At 66.3% G+C, this 26,414-nt stretch carries 25 protein-coding genes and 1 tRNA gene; 8 read left to right on the top strand and 18 right to left on the bottom strand.

Going from position 1 to position 26,414, the window contains the following annotated elements; translation table 11 throughout:
* Nucleotides 1-234: 234 nt before the first annotated feature.
* On the bottom strand, nt 235-1,629 hold the full coding sequence (gene hisS, locus IAE56_RS07120; RefSeq protein WP_200752021.1) for a histidine--tRNA ligase: 1,395 nt from the start codon (nt 1,627-1,629) through the stop codon (nt 235-237).
* 139 nt (nt 1,630-1,768) lie between these two features.
* Here hisS and IAE56_RS07115 point away from each other — a divergent pair, with 139 nt between their 5' ends.
* Nucleotides 1,769-2,521, top strand: a complete 753-nt coding sequence (locus IAE56_RS07115) for a helix-turn-helix domain-containing protein (RefSeq protein WP_200752020.1) — start codon at nt 1,769-1,771, stop codon at nt 2,519-2,521.
* Nucleotides 2,522-2,570: 49 nt separating this feature from the next.
* On the opposite strand, the gene thrC is transcribed toward IAE56_RS07115, so the two are convergent.
* From thrC to IAE56_RS07090, 6 genes are all read right to left on the bottom strand, one after another.
* Nucleotides 2,571-3,860: a threonine synthase gene (gene thrC / locus IAE56_RS07110; protein ID WP_200752019.1), complete on the bottom strand. Its 1,290-nt coding sequence runs from the start codon at nt 3,858-3,860 to the stop codon at nt 2,571-2,573.
* Between the two features lie 29 nt (nt 3,861-3,889).
* A complete protein-coding gene (locus IAE56_RS07105) occupies nt 3,890-4,804 on the bottom strand; it encodes a homoserine kinase (RefSeq protein ID WP_200752018.1) in 915 nt (304 codons plus the stop codon).
* A complete protein-coding gene (gene thrA, locus IAE56_RS07100; RefSeq protein WP_200752017.1) occupies nt 4,801-7,305 on the bottom strand; it encodes a bifunctional aspartate kinase/homoserine dehydrogenase I in 2,505 nt (834 codons plus the stop codon). Before thrA ends, IAE56_RS07105 begins: the two co-directional genes overlap by 4 nt.
* 84 nt (nt 7,306-7,389) lie before the next feature.
* Nucleotides 7,390-7,524: a hypothetical protein gene (locus IAE56_RS21240; protein ID WP_256643655.1), complete on the bottom strand. Its 135-nt coding sequence runs from the start codon at nt 7,522-7,524 to the stop codon at nt 7,390-7,392.
* A 138-nt stretch (nt 7,525-7,662) separates the two neighbouring features.
* Entirely contained in the window at nt 7,663-8,613 is a 951-nt protein-coding gene (locus IAE56_RS07095) for a DMT family transporter (protein WP_200752016.1), read from the bottom strand.
* A gap of 157 nt (nt 8,614-8,770) precedes the next feature.
* Nucleotides 8,771-9,472, bottom strand: coding sequence for an AraC family transcriptional regulator (locus tag IAE56_RS07090; RefSeq protein WP_200752015.1), 702 nt, complete (start codon nt 9,470-9,472; stop codon nt 8,771-8,773).
* A gap of 103 nt (nt 9,473-9,575) precedes the next feature.
* Here IAE56_RS07090 and IAE56_RS07085 point away from each other — a divergent pair, with 103 nt between their 5' ends.
* Complete coding sequence (locus tag IAE56_RS07085) at nt 9,576-10,361, top strand: DUF6491 family protein (protein WP_200752014.1); 786 nt, start codon at nt 9,576-9,578, stop codon at nt 10,359-10,361.
* Here IAE56_RS07085 and IAE56_RS07080 read toward each other — a convergent pair.
* The 6 genes from IAE56_RS07080 to IAE56_RS07055 all read right to left on the bottom strand — a co-directional run bounded on the left by IAE56_RS07080 (nt 10,358) and on the right by IAE56_RS07055 (nt 17,622).
* Nucleotides 10,358-11,410 (bottom strand): linear amide C-N hydrolase, encoded by a 1,053-nt coding sequence (locus IAE56_RS07080; RefSeq protein ID WP_200752013.1) that lies wholly within the window; start codon nt 11,408-11,410, stop codon nt 10,358-10,360. The genes IAE56_RS07085 and IAE56_RS07080 overlap by 4 nt on opposite strands.
* A gap of 68 nt (nt 11,411-11,478) precedes the next feature.
* Nucleotides 11,479-11,907 carry a BLUF domain-containing protein gene (locus tag IAE56_RS07075; protein ID WP_200752012.1) on the bottom strand — a complete coding sequence of 143 codons (429 nt, stop codon included), beginning with the start codon at nt 11,905-11,907 and terminating at the stop codon, nt 11,479-11,481.
* A gap of 87 nt (nt 11,908-11,994) precedes the next feature.
* Nucleotides 11,995-13,128: a hybrid sensor histidine kinase/response regulator gene (locus IAE56_RS07070; protein WP_200752011.1), complete on the bottom strand. Its 1,134-nt coding sequence runs from the start codon at nt 13,126-13,128 to the stop codon at nt 11,995-11,997.
* Nucleotides 13,125-13,697 carry a chemotaxis protein CheB gene (locus IAE56_RS07065; protein ID WP_200752010.1) on the bottom strand — a complete coding sequence of 191 codons (573 nt, stop codon included), beginning with the start codon at nt 13,695-13,697 and terminating at the stop codon, nt 13,125-13,127. The genes IAE56_RS07070 and IAE56_RS07065 overlap by 4 nt, the downstream gene beginning before the upstream one ends.
* Entirely contained in the window at nt 13,697-14,521 is an 825-nt protein-coding gene (locus tag IAE56_RS07060) for a CheR family methyltransferase (RefSeq protein WP_108759365.1), read from the bottom strand. The genes IAE56_RS07065 and IAE56_RS07060 overlap by 1 nt, the downstream gene beginning before the upstream one ends.
* Nucleotides 14,518-17,622: a response regulator gene (locus IAE56_RS07055; protein ID WP_200752009.1), complete on the bottom strand. Its 3,105-nt coding sequence runs from the start codon at nt 17,620-17,622 to the stop codon at nt 14,518-14,520. Before IAE56_RS07055 ends, IAE56_RS07060 begins: the two co-directional genes overlap by 4 nt.
* Nucleotides 17,623-17,800: 178 nt before the next feature.
* On the opposite strand from IAE56_RS07055, the gene IAE56_RS07050 reads away from it, so the two are divergent.
* Together IAE56_RS07050 and IAE56_RS07045 are read left to right on the top strand one after the other, a co-directional pair.
* Entirely contained in the window at nt 17,801-18,931 is a 1,131-nt protein-coding gene (locus IAE56_RS07050) for a PAS domain-containing sensor histidine kinase (RefSeq protein WP_200752008.1), read from the top strand.
* Nucleotides 18,924-19,283 carry a response regulator gene (locus tag IAE56_RS07045; protein ID WP_116863368.1) on the top strand — a complete coding sequence of 120 codons (360 nt, stop codon included), beginning with the start codon at nt 18,924-18,926 and terminating at the stop codon, nt 19,281-19,283. Before IAE56_RS07050 ends, IAE56_RS07045 begins: the two co-directional genes overlap by 8 nt.
* A 268-nt stretch (nt 19,284-19,551) precedes the next feature.
* Here the strand turns inward: IAE56_RS07045 and IAE56_RS21110 are convergent, their stop codons facing one another.
* On the bottom strand, nt 19,552-19,662 hold the full coding sequence (locus tag IAE56_RS21110; protein WP_234455939.1) for a DUF3827 domain-containing protein: 111 nt from the start codon (nt 19,660-19,662) through the stop codon (nt 19,552-19,554).
* 839 nt (nt 19,663-20,501) lie between these two features.
* Between IAE56_RS21110 and IAE56_RS07040 the strand changes: the two genes are divergently transcribed.
* Nucleotides 20,502-22,175, top strand: a complete 1,674-nt coding sequence (locus tag IAE56_RS07040; RefSeq protein WP_200752007.1) for a PAS domain-containing sensor histidine kinase — start codon at nt 20,502-20,504, stop codon at nt 22,173-22,175.
* 546 nt (nt 22,176-22,721) lie between these two features.
* Here IAE56_RS07040 and IAE56_RS07035 read toward each other — a convergent pair.
* From IAE56_RS07035 to IAE56_RS07020, 4 genes are all read right to left on the bottom strand, one after another.
* The gene (locus IAE56_RS07035; RefSeq protein ID WP_200752006.1) at nt 22,722-22,949 is read right to left on the bottom strand and encodes a hypothetical protein; all 228 of its coding nucleotides are present in this window, start codon (nt 22,947-22,949) and stop codon (nt 22,722-22,724) included.
* A gap of 131 nt (nt 22,950-23,080) precedes the next feature.
* Nucleotides 23,081-23,332, bottom strand: coding sequence for a hypothetical protein (locus IAE56_RS07030; RefSeq protein WP_200752005.1), 252 nt, complete (start codon nt 23,330-23,332; stop codon nt 23,081-23,083).
* A gap of 145 nt (nt 23,333-23,477) precedes the next feature.
* Entirely contained in the window at nt 23,478-23,714 is a 237-nt protein-coding gene (locus IAE56_RS07025; protein ID WP_200752004.1) for a hypothetical protein, read from the bottom strand.
* Nucleotides 23,715-24,033: 319 nt separating this feature from the next.
* Nucleotides 24,034-24,110: transfer RNA gene (locus tag IAE56_RS07020), tRNA-Arg, on the bottom strand.
* Nucleotides 24,111-24,219: 109 nt separating this feature from the next.
* Here IAE56_RS07020 and IAE56_RS07015 point away from each other — a divergent pair.
* From IAE56_RS07015 to IAE56_RS07005, 3 genes are all read left to right on the top strand, one after another.
* Complete coding sequence (locus IAE56_RS07015; protein WP_200752003.1) at nt 24,220-24,810, top strand: phosphatase PAP2 family protein; 591 nt, start codon at nt 24,220-24,222, stop codon at nt 24,808-24,810.
* Nucleotides 24,811-24,898: 88 nt separating this feature from the next.
* Nucleotides 24,899-25,207 (top strand): hypothetical protein, encoded by a 309-nt coding sequence (locus tag IAE56_RS07010; protein ID WP_200752002.1) that lies wholly within the window; start codon nt 24,899-24,901, stop codon nt 25,205-25,207.
* Between the two features lie 89 nt (nt 25,208-25,296).
* Entirely contained in the window at nt 25,297-26,403 is a 1,107-nt protein-coding gene (locus IAE56_RS07005; protein WP_200752001.1) for a polysaccharide biosynthesis/export family protein, read from the top strand.
* Nucleotides 26,404-26,414 lie beyond the last annotated feature (11 nt).

Here is a 26,414-nt window from a genome sequence, read left to right as displayed (position 1 = left end):
GCGGCATCCATGCCGCTCACACCCCTGCCACCGGACCCACCCCGCCTTCGAGAGTTTCCTGCGATCTGTCGAAACGGCATGACGCTGCTGTTGGTGGGTGCCGACCGTTGGTCGGCACGGGGTCGGATCCGTTCTCCTGGGAAAACGGCTCTGAGCCCGGAGCGCGAGTCGGAAACGAAAACGCCCACCGGGTGGTGGGCGTTTCGTTCAACTTCTGGGTGCTGCCTTGGGCAGTTACATCACCTTCGACTGTTCCAGCTCGACCTGCAGGGTGCTGGCCAGTTCGTCGCGGGAGACTTCGAACTGTTGTTCGCGCACCAGGTCCTTCACTGCCACGACGCCGCGGGCGAGCTCGTCTTCGCCAGCCAGGACCACGAAGCGGATGCCGGCCTTGGCGGCGTACTGGAACTGCTTGCCGATCTTCTTCGGCTCCATCTGCACTTCGGTGTTGATGCCACCGCTGCGCAGGCGGCGGGCGATGTCCAGCGACTGCGCCATGCCCTGCTCGTCCATCAGTGCCACCAGCGCCTGCACGCTGCTGGCTTCGATGCCGTCGATCAGGCCGGCTTCGCGCAGCTGCCAGAACAGGCGCGACAGGCCGATGGAGATGCCCACGCCCGGCAGCTTGGACTTGCTGTAGTGGCTGGCCAGGTCTTCGTAACGGCCGCCCGAGCAGATCGAGCCGATCTGCGGGTGGTCGGTCAGCGTGGTCTCGTAGACGGTGCCGGTGTAGTAATCCAGGCCGCGGGCGATGGAGAAGTTCAGGCAGTACGCGGTTTCCGGCACGCCCAGCGCCTGCACCAGCTGCAGCACTTCGCGCAGCTCGGCCACGCCGTTGCGCAGGGTTTCCGACGAGGCGCCACCGGCTTCCAGGGCGGCCAGCTGGGCCAGCGCGTCTTCATGACCCTTCGAGCGCACGGCCACGAAGGCCAGGATCTTCTCGACCTGCTCGGCCGGAATCTCGAAGCCCTCGCCCACCAGCGTTTCGCGCACGTAATCGGCGCCGCGCTTGTCCAGCTTGTCCACTTCGCGCAGCACGGCCAGCTGGCGCTCGCCTTCGGCCACGCCCAGGCTCTCGAAGAAACCGCGCATCAGCTTGCGGTTGTTCAGCTGGATGCTGAAATCACCGATGCGCAGCTCGGAGAACACGGCGTGGATGACGGCCAGAACTTCAGCGTCGTAGCGCACGCTCAGGCTGTCCTTGCCGATCACGTCGATGTCGCACTGGTAGAACTCGCGGAAGCGGCCACGCTGGGCACGCTCGCCGCGGTACACGCGCTGCATCTGGTAGCGGCGGAACGGGAAGGTCAGCTCGTGCTCGTGCTCGGCCACGTAGCGGGCCAGCGGCACGGTCAGGTCGAAACGCAGCGCCATTTCCGGCAGCGAGCGGTCGCCCGATTCGGCAGCATTGGCCAGCGCGCCGGTGGACTGCACGAAGTACACCTGGCGCTCGGTCTCGCCACCGGACTTGGTCAGCAATACGTCGGACAGCTCGAACACCGGCGTTTCCACCGGCAGGAACCCGAAGCGCTCGTAGTTGCGGCGGATGACGTCCAGCATGCGCTGCAACGCAATCTGCTCGCGCGGCAACAGTTCAAGGGTGCCGGGCGGGGTACGGGGCTTGATCACGGGCGGAACTCCTGCAGGAACGGGAACGTGGGAGGGGGCGACATTCTACCGCCCCGCATGGCTCAGCCGCCGATCAGGGGCCATAAGGCCGCATGAAGTATCATAAAGCCCTCCCCCGCCCGTGATACGCCTCCGCACCATGTCCCGGCCTTTTGGCGCTCCGTCCGCCGCCCACGACGACGCTGCGCCGTCCTGCACCACGCTGGACTGCCTGCACTGCTCGGTCCGCCACCTGGCGGTCTGCTCGGCGCTGTCGCCCGACGAAGTGCAGGCACTGGAACAGGTGACCGTGTCGCAGCAGGTGGGCCTGGGCAGCACCCTGGCCCGCACCGGCGAAGAACGCCAGCATGTCTATACATTGACCGCGGGCGCACTGCGCCTGGTGCGCACGCTGGCCGACGGCCGTCGACAGATCAACGGGTTCGTGCTGCCCGGTGATTACCTCGGCCTGAGTGGCAGCGACCACCATCGCCACGATATCGAAGCCATCGCTGACAGCCGCGTCTGCCGCGTGGCCCTGCCGCAGATGAAGGCGCTGCGCGGCCGCTTCCCGCACCTGGAACGCAAGCTGCTGCAGCGCGCCTGCCAGGAACTGGACGCCGCCCAGGACGCCGCGCTGGCACTGGCCCGCCTGCAACCGGCCGAAAAGCTGGCCGACTTCCTGCTGCGCCTGGCCGCACGCGAAGCCAGGCTGGGCGGCGATGGCCTGCGCGTGTCGCTGCCGATGGGCCGCGGCGACATCGCCGACCACCTCGGCCTGACCATGGAAACGGTCAGCCGCACCTTCACCAAGCTGCGCCAGCAGGGCCTGATCGCCCTGCCCCATCTGAACGTGGTGGAGATCCTCGACGAGGATGGGCTGCGTACGCTGGCGGGCGAAGGGCTGGCCTGACCGTCGCGCGGTTCACGGTGTTGCCGGCCAGCGGCCGGCACTACCCGCCTCAGCGCAACAACACCTCGCGCAGCGCCGCGTAATCAGCGGCCAGCGGCTCGGCATGCGCCGGCCGCTGCAGCAGCGCATCCAATGCCGGCGGCACCGCCACGCTTTCGCCGATCAACGGTTCCACCACCGCCTCGAACTTGGCCGGGTGCGCCGTCGACACCACCGCCCAGTCGCCCTTGGCGCCGCGCGCGCGCAGGTCCTGCAGCACTTTCACCGCCGTGGCGGTGTGCGGGCAGAACAGCTCGCCGCTGCTGGCATGCGCACTGGCGATGGTCGCGCGGATGGTCACGTCATCCACCGCGAACGCGCGGAACGCAGCACGCAGTTCCGCATCGTCATCGGCATACAGCCAGCGCAGGCGCTCGAAGTTGCTTGGCGCGCCCACATCCATCGCATTGGCCACGGTGGCCACGCTGGCCTGCGGCTGGTAGTCGCCGCCATTGAAGTAGGCCGGCAGCACCGCATTCGCATTGGTAGCCAGCACGATCTGGCCGATCGGCACGCCCAGTGCACGCGCCAGCACGGCCGCCATCGCATTGCCCAGGTTGCCGGTCGGCACCACCAGGTTGAGGCGGCGCCGCGTGCGCGCGTGGTGGGTCAGCGCCGCATGCGCGTAGTAGCTCATCTGCGGCAGCAGCCGGCCCAGGCTGATGCTGTTGGCCGAACTCAGCGGCACCTGCGCCTGCAGGTCGGTGTCGGCCAGCGCCTGCTTGACCATCGCCTGGCAGTCATCGAACGAGCCGCCCACGCGCAGCGCCTGGATGTTGTCGCCGAAGCAGCCCAGCTGGTGTGCCTGGCGCGGCGAAACACGGCCATCGGGATACAGCACCACCACGCGCACGCCGGGCTGGCGATGGAAGGCCGCTGCCACCGCGGCACCGGTATCGCCGGAGGTGGCCACGACAATCGTCAGGTCACGGTCCTTGCCCGCCTGCAGGCGCGACAACGTGCCGGCGAGGAAGCGCGCGCCGATGTCCTTGAACGCGGCGGTCGGGCCATGGAACAGCTCCAGCACATGGTCGCCGTCACGGCCCAGCGCACGCAGCGGTACCGGGAAATCGAAGGCCTCGCGGCAGATCTCCGGCAGTGCGTCCTGCAGCGGATCACCTTCGAAAAAAGGCGCCAGCAGATCGGCAGCGGTCTCGGCGAGGGTGGCACCGGCGTGCAGTTCGCGCGGCGCAGGCAACACGTCGGGCACGTACAGGCCGCCATCCGGGGCCAGGCCGGCGGCGATGGCGGCACTCAGGCCAACGGCGGGCGCATGCCCTCGGGTCGAAACGAATTGCATGAGCTCGGTATCCAGCAAGGGGGAAGGATTCAGCACAGTCGCGCTCCAGCAGCGTCCAGCGACGAGACCCAGGCTTCGCTGTCGAAGCCTGCGGCGGCAAACGCCGCACGCACGGGCGCCGCAGCGGCATGGGCTTGGTCGGCATCTTCAAACCAGGCAAACACACTCGGGCCGGCACCGGAAATGCCCGCGCCCATCGCGTTGGCTGCCAACGCGGCATCGCGTGCAGCGTCGAAGCCGGCGATCAGTGCGGCGCGGCGCGGCTCCACCAGCACGTCGCGCAGGCCGGCACGCACCAGGGCCGCATCGCCGCGGTGACAACCACTGAGCACCAGGGCAAGGTTGGCGCTCTGTGCGACAAATTCGCCCAGCGCATAGCTGCCCTGCAGTGCCGCCCGCGCGCGCCGGGTCTCCAGCACCGCGTGCGGATGCACCAGCAGGCTGTGCCAGCTGGCCGGCACCGGAATCGACACCAGGCGATCGGCCGTACACAGCGCCAGCCCGCCCAGCAGCAGCGGGCCGACGTTGTCACCGTGGCGGCCACCACTGGCCACCGCCTCGCCATCCAGTGCGTGTGGATACAGCGCTTCGCGCGGCAGCGGTGCATCAAGCAGCGCGTTGGCGGCCACCAGCGCGGCCACGCACGAGGCGGCCGAACCGCCCATGCCCGAGCCGAACGGAATGCCCTTGTCGATCTCGACCGCGAAGCCGTACGAAAGACCCACGCCCTCGCGCAGCGAGATCAGCGCGGCCCCGGCCGTATTACCCGGCGCATCCAGCGGCAGCTCGACGGCACTGCCGCGGATGGCCTCGATGCGCACGGTCGGCTCATCGATGCGGCGCACCGTCACGGTATCGCCGATGCCGGCAATGGCATGGCCGAGAATGTCGAAGCCCACGGCCACGTTGGCCACGGATGCGGGCGCGAATGCGCGTGCAATCACAGCCGCGCTCCTTCGCCGGCGGCCACGCGCAGCAGATCGGCAAACACGCCGGCAGCGGTGACTTCCGGCCCTGCACCCGGGCCCTGCACCACCAGCGGGTTGTCGCAGTAACGACGGGTGCGGAACTGCACCACGTTGTCGGTCAGGCGCAGGTTGGCGAAGGTGTGGTCGGCCGGCAGTTCCTGCAGGCCCACCGATGCACCCTCCGCATCGAGCCGGGCGACATAGCGCAGCACCGCACCACGCGCCCGTGCACCTTCGAGGCGCTGCAGCAGGCTGGCATCGGATTCACCCAGGCGGGCCATGAAGTCGTCCACGCTGCCATCGCGCAGCAGCGCCGGCACCAGGCTTTCCACCTGCACCTGTTCCAGGCTGAGCGCCTGGCCGGCCTCACGGGCGAGGATCACCAGCTTGCGCGCCACGTCCACGCCGGACAGATCATCGCGCGGGTCCGGCTCGGTGTAGCCCATCGAACGCGCCTGCGCCACCAGCTCGGAGAACGGCTGGCTGCCATCGAATCGATTGAACAGCCAGGCCAGCGTGCCGGAGAAGATGCCCTCCACCGCCAGCACTTCGTCGCCGGTATCGACCAGGTCGCGCAGCGTGGTGATCACCGGCAGACCGGCACCCACCGTGGCCTCGTAACGGAAGCGCGCGCCACTGGCGGCAGCAGCGGCATGGATGCGCTGGTAGCGCGACAGCGGACCCGAACCCGCCTGTTTGTTCGGGGTGACCACATGGATGCCGGCGGCCAGCCATCCCTCGTAGCGCTCGGCCACGTCGGCGCTGCCACTGCAGTCGATCACCACCGCATGCGGCAGGTGTGCGGCCAGCAGGTGTTCGGTGAACGCGTCCAGGTCGCTGGCCTGGCCATCGCCGTGCAGCGCCTGCCGCCAGTCGGCGTGCAGGACATCGGCTTCCAGGCGCATGCGCGAGCGCGAGGCCAGCGCACGCAGTCGCAGGTCGACGTTGGCCTTGGCCAGCAGCTGCGGGCGCGCGGCCAGCAGCTGGTCCAGCAGCGCCGCGCCGACATTGCCCGGCCCGATCACGCCCACCGCGAAGGTCTGCGGCGAGAGCCAGAAGCCGGCGTGCGCGGCACGCAGGGCGCGCGTTGCGTCGGCGCTGGCCACGGCCACGGAGATGTTGCGCTCGGACGAACCCTGCGCGATCGCCAGGATGTTCACCTGGGCACGGCCGAGGGCCTCGAACAGGCGCGCGGCCACGCCGGGCTGACCGGCCATGCCATCACCGACGGCAGCCAGCACGCTGACGCCCTCGCCGACCTGCACGCGCTGCACCTGGCCCACCGCCAGTTCGTGGGCGAATGCATGCAGCAGGGCCTCACGTCCACGCGCGGCCTCGCCGGCCTTCACCACGCAGCAGATCGAGTGTTCGGAAGACCCCTGCGAGATCATCACCACCGACACCTGCGCCTGGCGCAGTGCCGAGAACACGCGTTCGGCGGTGCCCGGCACGCCCATCAGGCCGGTGCCCTCCAGGTTCAGCAGGGCCAGGTCGGGGCTCAGGGTCAGGCCCTTCACCGGCCCGCGCGGCGAGCGTTCTGCGCTGATGCGCGTGCCCGGGTGCGCCGGATGGAAGGTGTTGCGGATGAAGATCGGCAGGCCCAGGCGGATGGCCGGCGACATGGTCTGCGGATGCACGACCTTGGCACCGAAATAGGCCAGCTCACAGGCCTCGTCGTAGCTGAGCGCCTCCAGCTGCACGGCCTCCGGCACCAGCCGCGGATCCGCCGACAGCACGCCATCGACGTCGGTCCAGATGTGCAGCTCATCGGCGTTGAACAGCGCAGCGAAGACCGCGCCGGAGTAGTCGCTGCCGTTGCGGCCCAGCGTGGTGATGCGGTCCGCGCGGTCGCGGGCGACAAAACCGGTGGCGACCACGCGCGACTGCGGGTGCTGCAGGCGCCATTTCGCCAGGCGGTCGGCGCTGGCCTCCCAATCCACGTCCACGCCCAGTTCGCCATGGCCGACGACCAGGACATCACGTGCGTCCAGCACCGCGCACTCTTCGCCGAGTGCCTGCAGGTGCATGCCCAGCAGCTGCGCGGAGAACACTTCGCCCAGCCCCTGCACGCGGTCCAGCACCTCGCGCGGCAGCTCACCGATCACCGCCAGCGCGCCGAGCACTTCGGCCAGGTGGTCGAAGCGCACGTCGATCCACTCCACGGTCTCGCCCACCTGCTCGCCGAGCAGGGCCACCGCCGCGCCGCGATGGCGTGCACGCAGGGCATGCCAGGCCTCGCGCCAGCCTGCATCGCCGCGTGCCGCCAGCTGGGCCAGCTCGATCAGTGCATCAGTGACGCCCTTCATCGCCGACACGACGGTGACCTGCAGCGGCTCGGGACGGGCCAGCAGCAGGCCGGCCACATGGCGGTAGCGTTCGGCGTTGGCCACCGAGGTGCCGCCGAACTTGTGCACGACGGTGGACGGTGCGGCCAGGTCGGCCGGTGCAGCGGGATGGGCGGGGGCGTGGGAAGACATGCAGACCTCGGTAGGAGGCCCCGTCACATGCAGGTGGTGGGTTTCCCCGTCACCTGGATGGTGCGGGGCCGTTGTTTTCGGGAGTTACACGAAGACGACGGGCCGCACCAGGGCAGTGGTGGCGGTGGTGGTAATAATGGTGGTGATGGCGACCGGCGCAGTCGACCCGCCCGCGGTAGCGGGGGCAATCAGGCTGGCGAGGGCGGCATCGAAGACCATGGCGCACAGAAAACACCGTGCGCCGGGGGGCTGTCAAGTGCTGCGATGCAAAAATCGTTTGTTTCGATCATCGCCCAACGTGCAGTCATTTGGTTGCAATTGAGACAAAGCCGGCATCAGGGCGCTTGAGGCCGGCAATCAGCCGGCATGTTCGGCGATCGCACGCGGGGCGCGGTGCGCGTGGGCACACAGCAGCACGCCCGCCACCAGAAACACGATCGCCAGCGCCTCCAGCAGGGTCGGCCAACGCCATTGCCAGGCGAAGGCATAGAGCAGCGCGGACAGGGTTTCGAACACGATCATCTGCCCGGTCAGGGTCAACGGCAGCAGGCGGCTGGCGCGGTTCCAGAACGCGTTGCCGATGATCGAGGCGATGACCGCGACGCCGGCGCTGATCACCCAGAACAGGCTCCACTGCGCGGGGGTGTGGCCGGCGGCCTGGCCGATGAAGGCCATCGGCACCAGCAGCAGCGACAGGCCGCCAGTGGTGACGCCGGTCAGCAGCGACCAGTCATGGCTGGACAGATCGGCGCGCCGGGCCAGCCAACGACTGTTGCCCACCGAGTACAGCGCCCAGGAAAAAAGCGCACCAAAGGCGCAGACCAGGCCGATCAGGCGCTGCCGCCACGGCGTGCCCAGGTGCTCGGACATCAGCGATTCCCAGCCGACCAGGGCCACGCCCAGCACGCACAGGCCCAGCGCGGGCAGCAGCTGCTTCAGCGGCACCGCACCCTTCTCGCGCACGCCCACCAGGGTCACCACCACCGGAATCAGGCCGACGATGAGCGAGGCCGCCGCACCACCGGCCCACTGCACGGCCGTGGCCAGCAGCAGGAAGTACACCAGGTTGCCGGCCAGGCTGAGCCACAGCAGCCCCATCCATTCGGCACGCCACAGCTGAGGTGCCAGGCGCTTCCAGCGCGGCAGCAGCAGGATCACCGCGATCAGGCCGTAGACCAGGTAGCGGCCGGCGGACAGCTGCAATGCGTTGAAGGAATGCAGCACGGCAGGCGCGAGGAAGACAACGCCCCACAGCGCGCCAGCGGCAACGCCATTGGCGATGCCCAGGGCCATCGGGTTGTTGCGCATATCAGGTTCTTCGGGGGAGAGAACAGGCCGCGCAGTGTAGGCGGCGATGGGCGCGGCGTCTTGACCGAGGCTACTGCCCAATCTCTTCGTAGAGTCGAGCTTGCTCGACTGCGTTCAGTCGAGCAACAAACGGAATGCCAGTCGAGCAAGCTCGACGCTACAGAGACGCTTCACCGCGCCGCCAGGCGCTCGGGGTCAGGCCCGTCTCGCGGCGCAGCGCACGGGTCAGTGCACTCTGCTCGGAATAGCCCGCCGCCAGCGCGATATCGCTGATCGGCGCTGCACTGGTCAGCAACGCATGCTTGGCCCAGCGCAGCCGGCTGGCGCTGAGCCACGCCTGGGGACTGACCCCGAATTCGCGCTGGAACAAGGCATGCAGCCGGCTTTCGCTGACGCCCACATGGGCCGCCATGCGCGCCACCGGCCACGCCTGCCCGGGTTCGGCCTGCACGGCCGCACACAGGGCCTGCAGCCGCGCACCACTACCCGCAGGGGCAAACGCCCGCAGCAGGTCGGGCAGCAGCTCCGGCATGCAACCGCCGACCCGCACCTGGGCCAGGCGCTGGCGCAGTGAAAGCGGGAGGTGCAGCCAGCGCTGGCGGCTGAGGTGCTCCTGGGTCAGGTCATCCAGCACGCCCGGGCCGCAATCGACGATCACGAAACCGTTCGGCCCGTGCGCCATCTGGTCATGCGCCTCGCCGGCGGCAACGAAGGCCCCCTGCAGCAGGTCCAGGCGGCCGCCGCGACCTTCCAGCTCGAACTGCAGCTCGCCCTGCAGCGGCAGCACCCACTGTGCGTAGTCGTGACGGTCCAGGCCCGTTGACTGGCCGTAGTGCCGCAGGTGGAAGATGGCGCCCATCGCGGCAGTGTGCGCGTGCGCAGTGCGGCCTGCAATGTGGTCATCAAGGCGGACAGGACCGCATGCTATGTTCGGGCGATGTTCACCCCGCAAGGATTGCATGATGAATATCCGACCTTTGCTTCTCTCACTGGCCCTTGCCAGCCCTGTCGTGACGCCGCTGCACGCACAGGAACTGCGTACTCCGCCGGCACCTGGCTGCCTCGACGCGCGCGACGTGCAGCAGGTGGAGCAGGACACGCCCAGCGCCATCGCCGTCGCCGATGGCCAGGGCCGCGCCTTCCGCCTTGATTTCGCCGCCGACTGCCCGGGCGTCAACGAAGCCGACGCGCTCAGGCTGGAAGCCCCGCAGGGCTGGGCCTGCGGCCAGCCGGGCGAACGGGTGGTGGTTGACGGTCGGAGCTGCGCGGTCAGCGCGGTCACGCCGATCGACGGCCGCAGTTTCGCCACCATCGCCCGCGAAAGCAGCCGCCAGTACGCGGCCACCCTGCCCGGCGTGACCGTGAGCGCGAAGGGGCGCGGGGGCCGCGGCGGCGACACCCCGCATACCTTCCAGACCTCGTCTGCGGTGTGCTTCGCCACCCGCAACGTGCGCGGCTGGAGCGAAAGCCCGGAAGGCGTGGTGGTGGAAACCAACCCACGCCGCAATGGCGGCCACCGTTATTACCACGTGGAGCTGGCCAGCAGCTGTTCGATCCTGGCCGGCGCCACCGACGTGGACTTCCAGTCCGGCCTGCAGAACGGCCTGATCTGCGGCAATCCCCGCGACCGCATCGTGCTGATGCCCTCTGGCATCGAGGGCGACGGCCGCACCTACACCCCCAGCATGGCCCGCCCAGGCTGCGACATCCTCGCGGTCTATCCGAAGGACGGCAGCCGCGCGCCCTAGCCGTCCGTGCCGAGGAAGGCGAACGGCTTGCTCGGCACGAACTGCGACAGCGCATCACCGGAGAAGGTGTTGCGCTGGTCGCGGCCCAGGTCGAGCTTGAGCACCTGCCCTCCGAAATCGACCTTGTTCAGATCGACCCAGAACGTATTGGGCGTCAGTGCCGATTCGAAGAAATACAACCGGCGCTTGTGGTCGGCCACCGTGCGCCAGCGCGTGGACGAGATGTTCGGCTCGCCGGGCGTGGTGATGCCAAACGGCACCGATACGTTGCGGATGACGCTGAACACACTGGCCAGCGCCTCCACCGGATCTTCGGCCTTGGGAATGGCATTGATGTAGAACGAGGCACGCGCAAAGCGATCGGCCGAGCGGTTGGTACCCGGCAGCATCACAGTGCCACCGATGCTGTTCCAGTACGCATTGAGCGCCAGCTGCTGATCGAAGATCGGCGAGTTGGTCATCACCTGGTAGCGGCGGTCGTGATGGATGACCTGGCGACCGCCGATGTACTCGATGATGGCGCTGTCGCCGGTGGCATCAGACAGCGAAAGATGCAGGGTCGCCTGGCGGTCCTCACCGGGCACCTTGTCGGTGACGATGGCAAACGGCTCGCGCTCCAGTGCAGCCACGGCCTCGGCCACGCTGCCGAAATTGTCCAGCACGTACTGCGCCCACAGCGAGATGGCCAGCCCCGGCTTGTTGCCACGCTGCTGCGGATACTCCGATTCGACCAGCCACAGCAGGTTGGCGACCAGGCCCTTCTCGTTCATGCCGTCGGTGGTGGACACGTCGTAGCCGGTGGCCACCACGCTGCCGTAGCGCGCGGTCCACTTCGCCGACTTTGGCCCGGCCTGGCCGGTACGTTCGATGCCGCGCGGCAGGACATACAGGTTGGTGGCAACGTCCACCTTCCAGTCCATCGACCGGGCGGTGATCACATCGCCGTTGTCACCGAGATAGACCGCGCGCGTGCACGCCCATGCAGGAACCATCGCCGCCGCCAGCGCCATGGCCAGCGCCGCCCTGCCCTGCCACTTCATCCGCTTCATGCCGTGCTCCCTTCCCCAGGAAGCCCGATAGGAACCCGGCAACGGTGACAGCGGGGTGAAGCTCGACGCTACCCGGCGCTGAGCATCGGGCGCACGACGGCACTCAGAAGATCCACCGCCGTGGGAGCAGCATCCTCGCCCTCCACCGTGCGAGAGAAACCGGACCAGTCACTGCTGGCCAGCTGGCGCAGCTTCAGCGCATCGACCGGCAACGCGCGCATCGACCAGTACGGAAACTGGCGCTGGCCCAACCGCCCGCGCGCCAGTTCGACGATGTCCACGTGGCTGCCCGCCTGCAGGATGCGCTCGTACACAGAATCGATGCCATCGGGCGGCCCTTCGATGTACTGCAGGAAACGCTGCCCATCGTGCAACAACACGCCCGTCACCCCGGCCATCCGGTTGAACCGGGTGGCATCGTTCACCAACGTCTGCAGGCGTTCGGCGGAAAGGTCCGGCCGGGCCTGGCTGACGTAGGCAATGGCGCGAAGTGGCATGCATCTTCCTTGGCAACGTGAGCGGCCACGGTAGCAGCTACGGACGAGCCCGTCTCAGTTCGCTCTCGCGCTCCCTGAAGAATTCAGTTAACGGCTGATGCGTGTCTCGGCGCGCCGTGGCAGCACCGCTTCGAAAACCACCTGCCCCTGCTCGTTGCGTGCACTCAGTCGTCCACCGTGCGCGGCCACGAACTGATCGACGATGTACAGGCCAAGACCCAGCCCCTTGCTCTGGTGGAAGCTGGCCTTGAACGGCTCGAACAGGCGCGGCAGCAGTGCTTCCTCGATGTGCCCGGCATTGCGCACGCACAGGGTCACCACGCGCGAATCGCTGCCATCGACGGCAACCCGCACCACATCGTTGCCCCCATGGGTGATCGCATTGCCGACCAGGTTGGCCACCACCTGCCCCAGGCGATCCATGTCGCCGTGCAGGGTGGCATCACCAGTGGCTTCGAAGGCGATGCGATCGCTGCCGTGCGCGCTGCCGGCTTCGGCAATCACCGCACGCGCCAGTTCCTCCATGTCGCAGGCATTGGCCTCCAGGCGCAGTCCGCCGCTGCGGATGCGCGAGAAATCCAGCAGCTGCTCGACCATGCGCGCCATGCGCACGGTGCTGGCCTCCAGGTGCTGCAGGGTCTGCTGCGCACTGGTGTTGCCCGGCGGCAGTTCCAGCGACAGCTTGTCGGCGCACAGCAGGATGGCCGACAGCGGCGTGCGCAGATCGTGGGTCAGCACCGCGGCCATCGTCTCGTTCAACTTCAACGCGCGCTCCAGCGCCTCGTTGCGCGCCTTCAGCAGCTGGCGCTGCTGGTAAAGCTCGATGAACACATTGACCTTGCTCAGGATCACCTGCGGCGCCACCGGCTTGTGCAGGAAATCGACCGCACCGCTTTCGTAGCCCTTGAACGCACGCACCGGATCATCCGGCGAGGCGGTCAGGAAGATGATCGGCACATCGCGGCTGCGCTGCGAGCCGCGCATCAGCTCGGCCAGGGTGAAGCCATCGATCTCCGGCATGTGCACGTCCAGCAGCGCCAGCGCCACTTCATGCTCCAGCAGCAGCTCCAGCGCCTGTGCGCCCGAGCCGGCCAGCAGCAGGTTGACGCCCTCGCGGCGCAGCAGCGCCTGCATGGCTACCAGGTTCTGCGGCACGTCATCGACGATCAGCAGGTTGACCGGGGTCTGCGACTGCGCAGGGTCCGGTGGCAGCAGGTTCATGCGAACAACTCCTTCAAGCGGCGGCACATCAATTCAAGAGGCAGCACGGCATCAGCGCCGGCGTGCTGCAGGGCGGAGGCCGGCATCATCGATGCCTCGGCCTCCTCGGGACATTGCAACCAGGCGCGGCCGCCAGCGGATCGCACCGCGGCCACCCCCTCACTGCCGTCGCTGCTGGCACCGGTCAGCAGCACCGCCAGCAGCTGCGGCCCGAACACGGCCGCGGCGGATTCAAACAACGGATCGATGGCCGGGCGCGAGAACAGCACCGGCTCATCCATCGACAACGCGATGGTCTGCGCGTCCTCGACCAGCAGGTGGTAGTCGGGTGCCGCGAAGGTCACCGTCGCTGCCTGCAGCGGCTGCTTGTCCTCCGCCTCGCGCACCTGCAGCGCGCAGTACGGCGCCAGCACTTCGGCGATGCGGCTGCTGCGGTCACGCGGCAGATGCAGCACCACCAGCACCGGTATCGGCAGACCGGCCGGCAGCGCGCCCAGCAGCGCCTGCAGCGCAGCCACGCCACCGGCAGAGGCGCCGACGACCAGCAGATGCGGACGCGAGGCAGCCATCAAACAACCTTCCGGTACAGCCGATGCTCGCGCGAGCAGGCTTCAAACGCATCGTGGTGGCGGCCGAACTGCAGCGATTCCTTGCTGCCCAGGCCAAGGAATCCACGGTGCACCAGCGCCTCACGGAACAGGCCCACGGCGCGGTCCTGCAGGTCGCGGTTGAAATAGATCAGCACGTTGCGGCAGGACACCAGGTGCACTTCGGAGAACACCGTGTCGGTGGCCAGGCTGTGGTCGGCAAACACCACGTTGCGGCGCAGCTGGCGATCAAACACCGCACCGTCGTAGGCGGTGGCGTAGTAATCGGACAGCGAACCGGTACCGCCGGCAGCCAGGTAATTGCGGCTGAACTGGGCCAGGCGGTCGATGCTGTAGGCACCAGCTTCCGCGGTGGCCAGCGCTGCCGGGTTGATGTCGGTGGCGTAGACGATGCTGCGCTCCAGCAGTCCTTCCTCGTGCAGCAGGATGGCCAGCGACCACACCTCTTCACCGGTACTGCAGCCGGCCACCCACAGCTTCACCGACGGGTAGGTGCGCAGCACCGGGACCACCTGCTCGCGCAGCTGCTTGAAATAGGCCGGATCACGGAACATTTCCGAGACCTGCACGGTGAAGAACTGCATCGCCTGGGCGAACAGGTCCGGCTCGTGCAGCAGCCGGTGCTGGAGGTCGACGAGGCGCTCGCAGTCATACCGCTGCATGGCCTGGCGGATGCGCCGCCGCAGCGAGGACACCGCGTAGCTGCGGAAGTCGTAGTGGTAGCGCTGGTACAGCGCCTCCAGCAGGACCTTCAGCTCCAAATCGAACAGCGCCTGCTCATTCATTGGCGCGAGCACCAGACCCGGCACAGCGAGACCAGCTTGTCGACGTCGATGGGCTTGGCGATGTAGTCGTTGGCACCGGCCTGCAGGCAGCGCTCGCGGTCATCGGGCATGGCCTTGGCGGTCAGCGCGATGATCGGCAGGTCCTGCAGGTGGCGCTGCGCACGGATCTCGCGCATGGCGGTCAGGCCGTCCTTCTCCGGCATCATGATGTCCATCAGCACCAGGTCGACCTCGCGCTGGGCCAGGCGATCCACTGCTTCCTGGCCGTTGCGCGCGATCTCCAGGGTCACGCCCAGCGGCTCGAGCACGCTGGACAGGGCGAAGATGTTGCGCACGTCGTCCTCGGCCAGCAGCACGGTGCGGCCATCGAGCACGGTGTCGCGGCGGCGGGCCTCGCGCAGCAGGCGCTGCTGGTCGCTGGGCAGGCTGGCTTCGACGCTGTGCAGGAACAGGGTCACCTCATCAAGCAGGCGCTCGGGCGAGCGTGCGCCCTTGATGATGATGCTCTTGGAATAACGGCGCAGACGCTGCTCTTCCTCACGACTGAGCGCGCGGCCGGTGTAGACGATCACCGGCGGGAAGCCGACGTCATCGTTGCCGGCCATGTGTTCCAGCAGGTCGTAGCCACTGCCGTCGGGCAGCGACAGGTCCATCACCATGCAGTCGAAGGTCACCGTGCTCAGCTGCTCCACCGCAGCGGCCAGGGTACCCACCGCCACGATCTGCAGCTGGTCGCGGCCCAGCAGCAGTTCCAGGTTGCGGCGCAGGTCGCTGTCGTCCTCGACGATCAGCAGGCGGCGCACATCACGCTGGCTGGTCTGTTCCAGCTGCTCGATGGCAGCGGCCAACCGCTCGCGGGTCGCGGGCTTCACCGCGTAACCGATCGCGCCCAGCTCGCGCGCCACCTGGCTGCGGTCCATACCCGAGACCACGTGCACGGGAATGTGGCGGGTTTCCGGGTTGCGCTTGAGGCGTTCGAGCACGCTCAGGCCGGACACGTCCGGCAGGCCGATATCGAGCAGGATGCCGTTCGGCCGCAGCTCGCTGGCCAGGGTCAGCGCCTCTTCGGCGGTGGTCGCTACCACGCAGTCAAAATCAAGCTCGTGTGCCAACGAAACCAGTGCCTCGGCGAAGCTCGCGTCGTCCTCTACGGCCAGGATCAGGCGCCCGGCGCGCTGGCGACGGCCGCGATCATCGGCAACGCTGGTGCCGGCCACCGCCGGTGCTGCGGCCATCGCCAAGGGCGCGGCAGCCGCGAGGTTCTGTACCGACGCCATCGGCGCCGGCGCCATCGCGGCCGGCTCGGCCGGTACATCACTGGCCGGTGCGCCCTGCAGCGGCAGTTCCAGGATGAAGCAGCTGCCGCGACCCGGCTCGCTGTCCACCTGGATATCGCCGCCCATGCGCACGGCGAGATCGCGCGAAATCGACAGACCCAGGCCGGTACCACCGTAGCGGCGGCGGGTGCTGCCATCGGCCTGGCGGAAGGCTTCGAAGATCACCTGCAGCTGGTCACGGGCGATGCCGATGCCCGAATCGCAGACTTCGAAGCGGATGCGGCCATTGCCAGCCGCACGCACGTGCAGGCTGACCTTGCCGTGCTCGGTGAACTTCACGGCATTGGCCAGCAGGTTCTTCAGGATCTGCTGCATGCGCTGGTTGTCGGCCACCAGCTGGGTCGGTGCCAGCGCGTCGGCTTCGATCTGCAGGGCCAGGCCCTTCTGCCGTGCCATCGGCTCGAAGGTCTCACGCAGGCGCTGCAGCACGCTGTCGACCACCACCACTTCGTCGGCCAGTTCCACATGGCCGGCTTCGATGCGCGACAGATCGAGGATGTCGTTGATCAGCGCCAGCAGGTCGTTGTTGGACGACAGGATCGCGCGGGCGTACTTGACCTGCTCTTCGGTCAGCGTGCCGTCCTTGTTGTCGGCCAGCAGCTTGGCCAGGATCAGCGAGCTGTTCAGCGGCGTGCGCAGCTCGTGCGACATGTTGGCCAGGAATTCGGACTTGTAGCGCGAGGTCGCCGCCAGCTCGTTGCTGTTGCGCACCAGCTGGCCCTGCGCCACCAGCAGCGCCTGCTTCTGCGCCTCAAGTTCGTGGGTGCGCTCTTCCAGCTGCACGTTGCTCTGTTCCAGCTCGGCCTGCTGCTGCTCCAGGTGGCCCTGCGACTGCATCAGGCTGCGGCTCTGCTCTTCCAGCTCCTCATTGGCCACGCGCAGCTCTTCCTGCTGGGCCTGAAGTTCTTCGCCCTGCCGCTGCGATTCTTCCAGCAGCACGACCAGCTGCGCGCGCAGCAGCGAGGCACGCAGCGCCATGCCGAGCGTCTCGCCGCAGCGCTCCAGCAGTTCCGTATCCAGAGTGCGCTGGCCGGCGGCCTGCGAGCGACCCAGTTCGACCACGCCCACCACCGCGCCATCGCTGCTGATCGGCGCCAAGATGCGCTCGCGCACCGTCACCTGGCCCAGGCTGGACTGCAGCTGCAATGCATGCTGGTCGTCGCCCTGCACGTGGCGGATCTGCTGATCGCGTGCGGTCTGGCCCAGCAGGCCTTCCTGCAGCGTCACCGACGAAGGCAGCCCGCTCGGCAGCGAGACCCCCCCGGTCAACTGCAGCCGGCCGCCTTCGAGGCGATACATCACGCCGACATCGGCCTGCAGCTGGCCCGCCAGGCTGGTCATCGCCGCATCGGCAATCTGTTCCGGCCCCAGGTCGCCTCGCAGGCTCATGGACACGGCGTTTTCCGCTTCCTGCAGCCACAGCGCACGCATCGCCTCGCGCCGCGAAGTAATGGCGCGCGAGACGATCAGCGCGATCATCAGGAAGCCGACGGCACCGATGGTGCGGTTGACGAAGGAGAACGAGGAATTGGTGCTGGCCGGGGCCACGTTGTAGCCGATGGCCAGCAGACCGCAGGCGACCACCGCCACCACGAAGGGCGCCCGCGCACTGCGCTGGAACACCGTGACGCCAATGGCCATGAAGTACAGCAGCCAGACGGCATAGCCCAGCGGAACCACCAGCTCCATGGCGATGGTCGCGGCCAGCAGCACGGCGGCAGCCATCCAGATCCAGCGGTCACGCGTTGTTGCACCAGCACGCATGCGGGTCGGTTCCAGAACACGAAAGGAGCACGATGGTACTCCCTGTCGCATTCAGCCGCATACGACCAATGGCACACGCATGGCGTGCACAAAACCTTCACGCTCGCCTGCCTACGTTCGCATCCCCTACAGGGGTATTACTGATTTCCAGGTGGACGCTCTTGCTTCTACGCCCTCCGTGTTGACGGACACGTCCCGACAACTGCGATTGCTGATTGACAGCGTTCGCGACCATGCGCTGTACCTGCTCGATCCCCAAGGCATCGTCTGCAGCTGGAACCCGGGCGCCGAGCGGATCAAGGGCTACCGTGCCGACGAAGTCATCGGCACCCACTTCAGCCGCTTCTACCTGGCCGATGAACGCGAGGCCGGCGAGCCGCAGCGTCTGCTGCACCTGGCCGCGCAGAACGGCCATGTGACCAGCGAAGGCTGGCGGGTACGCCGCGATGGCTCATCGTTCAGGGCCAGCATCGTCATCGAGGCGGTGCGCGAGAACGGCGAGCTGCTGGGCTTCGTCAAGATCACCCGCGACATCACCGAGCACTGGCAGGCCCAGCGCCTGCTGCGCGACGCCCAGCGCGCCCTGCGCCAGACCCAGCAGTTCGAGACCGTGGGCCGGCTCAGCCGCGGCCTGTCGCACGAGTTCAACAACCTGCTGACCACGGTCGGCAACGCGCTGGACCTGCTGTCGATGCGCCTGGGCAGCGATGCCCGCGCCGCCGAACTGCTGACCACCGCGCAGGCCGCCACCGACCGCGGCGCCCTGCTGACCCGGCAGCTGCTGGCCTTCAGCACCGGCCAGACCCTGATCCGCGAGACCCTGGACATCAACCAGCAGATCCGCGAGTGGCTGCCCGGCCTGCGCAGTGCCTGCCCGCCCGGGGTCACCGTGGAAGCGGCACTGGCGCCGGGCCTGCCCCAGCTCAACACCGACCCGCTGCAGCTGCAGACCGCGCTTGCGAATCTGGTCGCCAACGCTGCCGACGCCACGCTGGACGGCGGCCGTGTGCTGGTGGCCACCGCGCTTGAGCACCGGCTGGATCCAGACGCGGACACCGCGCTGCAGCGTCGATATGTGACACTAAGCGTCTGCGACGAGGGCCACGGCATGGCCCCGGACATCGCTGAACGGGCCACCGAGCCCTTCTTTACGACCAAGGACATCGGCAAAGGCAGCGGCCTGGGCCTCAGCCAGGTGTTCGGTTTCACTACCCAGAGCGGCGGCTTCGTTGATGTGTCCACCACGCCCGGTGTCGGCACCACGGTCAGCCTGCTGCTACCCGCAATGGAGGACCCTGCCCATGACTGATGACCCGCTCCGCGTATTGATGGTGGAGGACCAGTCCGATCTTCGCGAGATGATCGGCCTGGCGCTGCGCGATTTCGGCATCGATGTGGCAACCACGTCCGACGGCCACGAAGCCGTGGCCCTGATGCAGGGCGGCGAGCGCTTCGACGTGGTGTTCAGCGACGTCAGCATGCCCAACGGCATGTCCGGCATCGAACTGAGCGAGCACGTGGCCCGCGACCAGCCGCACGCGCGGATGATCCTGTCTTCAGGGTATGCGCGCTCGCAGCTGCCGCCGTTGCCCGACCAGGTGGAGTTCCTGCCCAAGCCCTACCGGCTGCGCCAGCTGGTGGAGCTGTTGAAGCAGGATTGAGGGATCACCGCCCTGCGTGGATCTACTAAACCGCGGTGGTGGGTGCGGACCGTTGGTCCGCACTGGGGAAACATCCATCCACGCATGGCGTGGATCTACTAACCCCGGTGGTGGGTGCGGACCGTTGGGTTGGCACTGCGGAAACCCCCATCCACGCGCGGCGTGGATCTACAACCCCGGCGGTGGGTGCGGACCGTTGGTCCGCACTGCGGAAGCCCTCACCCATGCATGGCGCGGATCTACGCTCGCTTGCGCCGGCCCGGCGCCTTTACCAGCGCATGAACAGCGTCACCACGAAGATGGCCAAGGCCACGCCGATGACGATCCACAGCCCTTTGCTCTGGCGCCAGGAGGGCTTACGGGTGCCGGGGTTGTTCATCGCTTGCTCCATCTTGATAACAGGGATGGAGCGAGCTTCGCGTTCTACATGTGCAGTGCGCGTGCAGAGTCGCGATATGCTCTCCCGTGCATTCAGGAATCCGTTTCGGGGTCCACCCGAAGGCGACTGACCCGCCAGCCCCCGTGCGAATTGAATCGCCCTGTGTCACCGGTCAGGCCATAGCGAAGCGCCAACCAGCCAGCGCGGACCGAGCCCACATGCCATTCCCGCACTTTCCTGTACGCATACTGAAAACGACGAGCTTGCATGAGCACACCCTAAGTGTGATGGTCATCACGATTTGCGGACGATAGCGCGAATCCGTTCCGGCTGGAAGACACCCCTCAGCCCGCCCCAACATCAGCGCTTGCGGCGGCGCCAGGCCCGGTCGGCAACGTGAACGAGCCCCAGCAGGCAGGCGGCCACCAGCGCTACCTCACCAACGGCGAGCAACAGGTCCACGGGAATACTCCGGATCAGGGATTGCGACCAGGCCGATGGCCTGCAAATAGCCGCCAACCTGTGCTGCAGGACCACCGTAAGCGCAAATGACCCCACTGTTCTGCAAGGTGATACGCATTTCCGGAACTCCAATCAGCATGAATGCGCGGCCAGAGGCGGCACCGCTTGTCAGGCGCTACATCCGCGACCGCTCCTCCGCCCCGCCACAGACATCACCGGCCCTCCCCCTCCACTCAGCCGGGAGCGACGGAAACGCCGGACACTGGCTCAGTTCACCGGGCGAAGCCGCTATTCCAGAAAGGGCCCGTCGGTCTGTGTCGAACATCTACACACCCCATCCCACATACTCCACCGCCGCTCTTCCGCCAGGACCACTGATGCTTCCCACCGTCTCAAATCCCGACTCCCTGGCCTTCCGGCTGTTCAGGGACTGCGACTGGGTTCAGGGCAAGGGGATGCGTGGCGCAAGTTGCGAGTTCTGCTCAGCTCTCAGCATGATCTTTGATTCCCCCGAGCCGCTCTGGATCGCATGGGGACCTGCTGAAAAGCGTTTCTTCTTCAACGACGCTTACCTGCCCCTTCTGCGCGGGAAGCTCCACGGCGCCATGGGAAATCGCATGGAAGTTGTCTGGAATGATGTCTGGGACGACGTCAAGGACCTGCTTCATGCAACGTTTGACGGCGAAGCGCAGAGCTTGAAAAACATGAAACTCCGTATGGACCGCGACGGCTTCCTCGAGGATACGGTCTGGACGTTCTCGTACTCGCCGCTGAGGATTCGATCAGGGGAGGTCAAAGGGCTGCTATGCGTCGTGAGCGAGCAGACTGAAATCGTGGCCGAGAGGAGCACACACAGTCGCCAGGTCGCACACTTCACGCAGGAAGCCAAAGAAGCAAATCTTGAGCTGGTGGCCGCCAGAGAGCAGCTGCGTCAGAGCCAGAAGCTGGAGGCCATGGGCCAGCTCACCGGTGGGGTGGCACACGATTTCAACAATCTGCTTCAGGTCATTGGTGGCTCCGCGGATATGCTCAGGCACGTAGGGGCACTCACAGCCCAGCAATCCCGCTATGTAAATGGCATATCCACCGCCTCGGATCGCGCCACCAAACTTACAGCCCAGCTGTTAGCATTCGCCCGCAGACAAAGTCTCACTCCGGAGGTGTTCGATCTGGTCGAAAGTATTCGATCGATCTCAGACATCATTTCTACGCTTGTCGGTGCGCGCGTAAGGATCGAACTCGATATGCCGCAACCTCCGATACCTGTGATCATTGACCGTAACCAGCTTGATACGGCAGTGATCAACATTGCGGTCAACGCCAGGGATGCGATCACTGGCACTGGCGTGCTGACGATCCGGGCTGAGGCTTGCGACGCAATCCCTGCCATCCGATCAGGCAGCCGGGTGTCAGGCAACTACGTAGCACTCAGCTTCACGGACAACGGCGCTGGCATTGCCGCTGGCGATCTGGAGAGAATTTTTGAGCCCTTCTACACCACGAAAGACGTGGGTGCAGGGACGGGCCTCGGATTGAGCCAGGTTTTCGGATTTGTGAAGCAGTCCGAGGGCGACATTGATGTCAAGAGCGTACTTGGCGAAGGCACAACCTTCACCCTTTATCTTCCCCGTAGCGAATTTTCGGGACAACTGGAGAGGGACAGGGAAGGCCTTCAAGATCTGTCCGGCGCAGGCATCTGCGTGCTGCTGGTGGAGGACAATCCAGATGTTGCGGATTTCGCATACAGCGCACTGAAAGGCCTGGACTATGGCGTGGTCCACGCCTACAACGTCGACGAGGCGGTTGCGGAACTGGAAAAGGATCACCGGAGATTCAGCGTCGTGTTTTCCGATGTGGTCATGCCTGGCCGAAGCGGCGTGGAACTGGGCCATATCGTTCGGGAGCGCTATCCGGAATTGCCGGTGATCTTGACCAGTGGGTACAGCGAACTACTCGCTCAGGATCCCAGCCACGGATTCATCCTGCTCAGGAAGCCTTACTCGCTATCGCAACTGGCAAAAGTGCTTGCAGATGTGTGCAAAGAGAGCTGATCGACGAAAATCCTGGGGCGCACACCACTTCCGATGCGCAGCGCGCAGGTCCGGCTGCAGACCAATCAAATCGTTCATAAATCACCAAGAGCATCAGACGATGCGATGGCTCAAGTGGCGCTCGCGAGGCATCAGGGGCGGCATCACGCCGCATCGACCGGACGTTATATGAGACCGGGAATGGCGCCGAGGCGCTGCACGCTGAGTAAAAGCCTCGACGAAGCACATCCTGTGCTTCGTCGGTGCACGCCTGTTTGTTGCCTGGCGAAGGATCGGACTGCCGGCGACCGAGGGAGCCAACTACTGACGAGGGGGTGGCGCGCCGCAATCAGCCGCTTGTCGGTGGAGCCCGGGGGTGACCCACGCGACGCCTGGCATCCGGCAGACCGAAACTGTCTCTCTCGTCCTTGAAGAGGTGCGTCCGGTGCCTGTTCATAATCGCAAGCGGCAGGTGTACCCGGCGTGAAAACGGTTACAACGCTACGGTTCTCGGTAGCTCGAAAGACAGGTTACGACCGCGCTGGCAAGCATCTGGCTAGTCGCACCTCACCGCTTCCGGCCCAGCTCCATCACGTGCCTCTCGACCGCAATCATCGCCAGCTGCATGGCGTCGCCCTTGTTGCGGATCAGACCCTGTTCCCGCACCTGCACCGCGACGTCCTCCACCGTGGCCGTGAACTGAAAGACGTCATCCACCTGACTGGTAATGGTGATCAAAAAGCGCTGTCCCTCCACCACACCTCGTATCGTCCGGCGAAACCCCACCGTATTCATGTCCACCCCCCTATCGATCACGGCTGCCAATCTACGCCACCGCACATCGGACTGAACAGGGCCGGATCTGGCGGTTCAGTACCAGCCGGCACCCATCAGCCTGGATAGAAGCGCCCCTGCAATCGAGCTTATCACCAGAATCGGGCGGCTCGATTGGCCCTGCAGTCGCCAGGAGCCAGCGTCCTCGCAATCGCGCGGGCGGCATCAATTCCCCCGGCAATCGCAGCCTCTCGCGTTTCAAATGCCGCGCCAGCGTGGACCTGTTCCAGAAATACAGCCTCCCCGGCTGCATAGACCAGGCCCATCGACTTCCACAGGCTCGGCGAGCAGACGTCCTGCCCCGCCACTGCCACCAACTTGAACACACCCTCGTGCACGTCCATGCAGCCCCTCCCTGAGTCCGGGGGCCGACATTACTCCGCCTGCGGGGCTCCGCCGTGAAGACGCGACAAGCCAAATGCATCGCGCGTGCACCTGCACCTCAAGGGCAGAGCCAGCCGCTGCTCGCTTCGGAGCCCGAAAACGAGGTCAATCAGCTGCGGCCACAAGTTCAAGAGCGATTCGCTCACTCACTTGGAGGGCCTCCAGGCACGACCTGGCCTCGATACCCTCCACCTGCCTCTCACCCTTTCCGCGGACCGACACCAGCAGCACATGCCAGCGCTCCGCGTTCTCTCTCAACAGTTCTGTCGTGAACGTGTCGGCTCCGACTGCGAGCGTCACGCGCCGGATGGGATCAACAATCTTGCCTGCCACTGTCTTCATGCCCTCTGCTATCACTCATCAAACCAACCAGCCGCCACTCGCAGAGGGATGTACTGCCACCGAGCGCGCTTACCGGCGCTGAGTATCCATCCGCGCAGGAACGGTCCGCAAGGTGCTGGGGGGCTGCATGAGTGCCGCTGAAAACGTGGGCCTCCCGGGCGAAGAGAGGCTGAGCGTCGAGTACGTACCGGGAAAGAGGCAGAGCAGACTGATCGCGTCGGGATCCTGAGGCCAAGAGCGCCCAGGTGCTGGCGGGCACATACAGGGCCCGCGCCACCTGGCCAGCCGACACGCTGAATTCCGGTGAGCGACTGATTTATGGTGACCCCGGCCCGATTCGAACGGGCGACCTTCCCCTTAGGAGGGGGACGCTCTATCCAGCTGAGCTACGGGGCCATTGGCAGCTGGGAAGGATACCGCGTCTGGCTGAATGGACCAAGCGCGGGAGGCGGTGGGACGGATCGGGTGTCGCTATGATCCCCTACCCCTACCCATTCAAAATCAGATGCCTGACGTCTGGAAACTGTTATCGAGCCTGGGTGACAGCCGCTGGCTGCTGCCCATGATCGCCATCCTACTGATCAGCCTTCCCCGCTCGTCATTCAAGTGGCGCGCACTGGCCGCTATCGCCTTAACGGCTGCGCTGACGCTCGCGAGCAAGCTTGCCTACATGGGCTGGGGCCTGGGAATCGCGGACATCGATTTCACAGGGTTTTCCGGGCATGCCGCCATGTCCAGCGCCATCTATCCGGTGGCCGGGACCCTGTTGGCCGGAACCCCTAGGCCAGCCAGAATTGCGGGTTTTTCTGCAGGGACAATCCTGGCCCTGCTGATTGGCTGGTCCCGCATTCCATTGCATGCCCACAGCGTGTCAGAGGTGGTCGCCGGCCTGGTGTTGGGCTTGAGCGCTGCGGCGTGGAGCCTTCGCTCCAAGCCTCTTCCGGCCAGGCCACATGCGTGGATCCTTGCTGTTTCCCTGGCAGCAGGACTCACGTTGCCGATCGCACCCCCCCACCTCCGGACCCACCAGATCGTGGTGGAACTCGCGAAATGGCTGTCCGGTCGCCCTGTAGTCATGCAACGTCACAGTTCGTAATGCAGGCATTCATATTTCTTGACACAACACCCTTCAATTAGCGACGATGGCTGAGGAAATTTCCCTCACGGAGTAGGAGACCCCGTAGATGAAGAAGATGATTGCCGCTCTGGCCCTGCTGGGTCTGTCCTCCCCGGTGTTCGCTCAGGAAGCCCCGGCTGCCGAGCCGGCCGCCGAAGTTGCTGCCGGTGCTGAAGGCGCCGGCGCTGCCGCCACTGGCACCCTGACCACGGTTGCGACCGTTGGCATGGGCCTCGCCGCCGCCGCCGTGCTCTACAGCGTTGGCGCTGACAGCAGCAAGGACGATGCGGGCAACAACAATGGCGGTGGCACCACCCCGCCGCCGACTGGCACCACCGGCACGACGGGTACCACCGGCACCACCGGCACCAACTGATCGGTTGACCGACGTTGTACCCCCGCCCCCGCCGGGCGTCAGTTCGGCGGGGGTTTTTTCATGCCCGTCAGGGCCAGGAAGAATTTTCGATGGACTGCAAGCGTCTCGTTGCCACGATGGCAATCGCCCTTACTCTGACCGGCTGCATGTGGGCCCCAGGCCAGCACATGCGCTCAAGCGTACTGGCGCGCGACGACCAGCCTGTCGGCAACGATCAGATCGAGCTGATTCCCATCACGCCGAAGCTGATCGCAATGGATCGTGCTTCAGATAGCGCGCCAAGCTTGCCGGCAGCGCTGACGCAGTTCCAGCCGGGCCCGTACCGCGTGGGCGCGGGCGACGTCCTCTACATCACCGTTTGGGACCATCCTGAACTGACCGTACCCGCCGGTCCGCAGCAGCAGCTCAACGCAGCTGGCCGCCCCGTGCAGTCCGACGGCTCTTTGTTCTATCCCTACATCGGCAAGATCACCGCGGCCGGCAAGACGCCAGGCGAGCTTCGCGAGGAGTTGACCTCCAAGCTCGCGCGTTACATTGAATCACCGCAGGTCGATGTAACTCTCCTTACTTACGCCAGCCAGCGCGTATGGGTGACCGGCGCCTCGCGCCAGCCCGCTACCGTGGCACTCACCGTGGTACCCCTCACGCTGGGCGACGCCATCAGCCAGGCGGGCCTGGACCCGACCCAGGCGGACCTATCTGGTGTACGCCTGACCCGCGATGGCACCACCTACACGATCGATCTGGATCGCCTGGGCCGCAACGGTGGTGGCGACACCAACGTGTTCCTGGCTGCCGGTGATCATATCTACGTGCCCTACCTCGATCGCAAGGAAGTGTTCGTGGTCGGCGAGGTCAGTCAGCCCGGCGCACTGAGTTTCAAAACAGGCGACATCTCCCTCAGCCAAGCCTTGGGACGCGCCCGCGGCCTATTGCAGACCACTTCCAACGGCAACGCCGTTTATGTCATCCGCGGCTCCAATGATCTACAGAACACGCCGTCTCAGGTCTTCCATCTCCAAGCGCGCTCGCCCGCCGCCTTCGCAGTGGCCAGCCAGTTCAACCTGCAGCCCGGTGACGTGGTCTTCGTGGGCGCTGCCGGCGTCACGCGCTGGAGTCGCTTTGTGAACCAGCTGCTGCCGTTCACCGCGATCATCACCAACGCCGCCAGCACAAAGAACGATCTGGACAATTGACGAGGCCCACC

The sequence above is a fragment of the Stenotrophomonas sp. S41 genome, from assembly GCF_016624625.1.
GTDB lineage: Bacteria > Pseudomonadota > Gammaproteobacteria > Xanthomonadales > Xanthomonadaceae > Stenotrophomonas.
The sequence above is the reverse complement of the archived record's forward strand: the minus strand, read 5'-3'. Positions and strand labels throughout refer to the sequence as shown.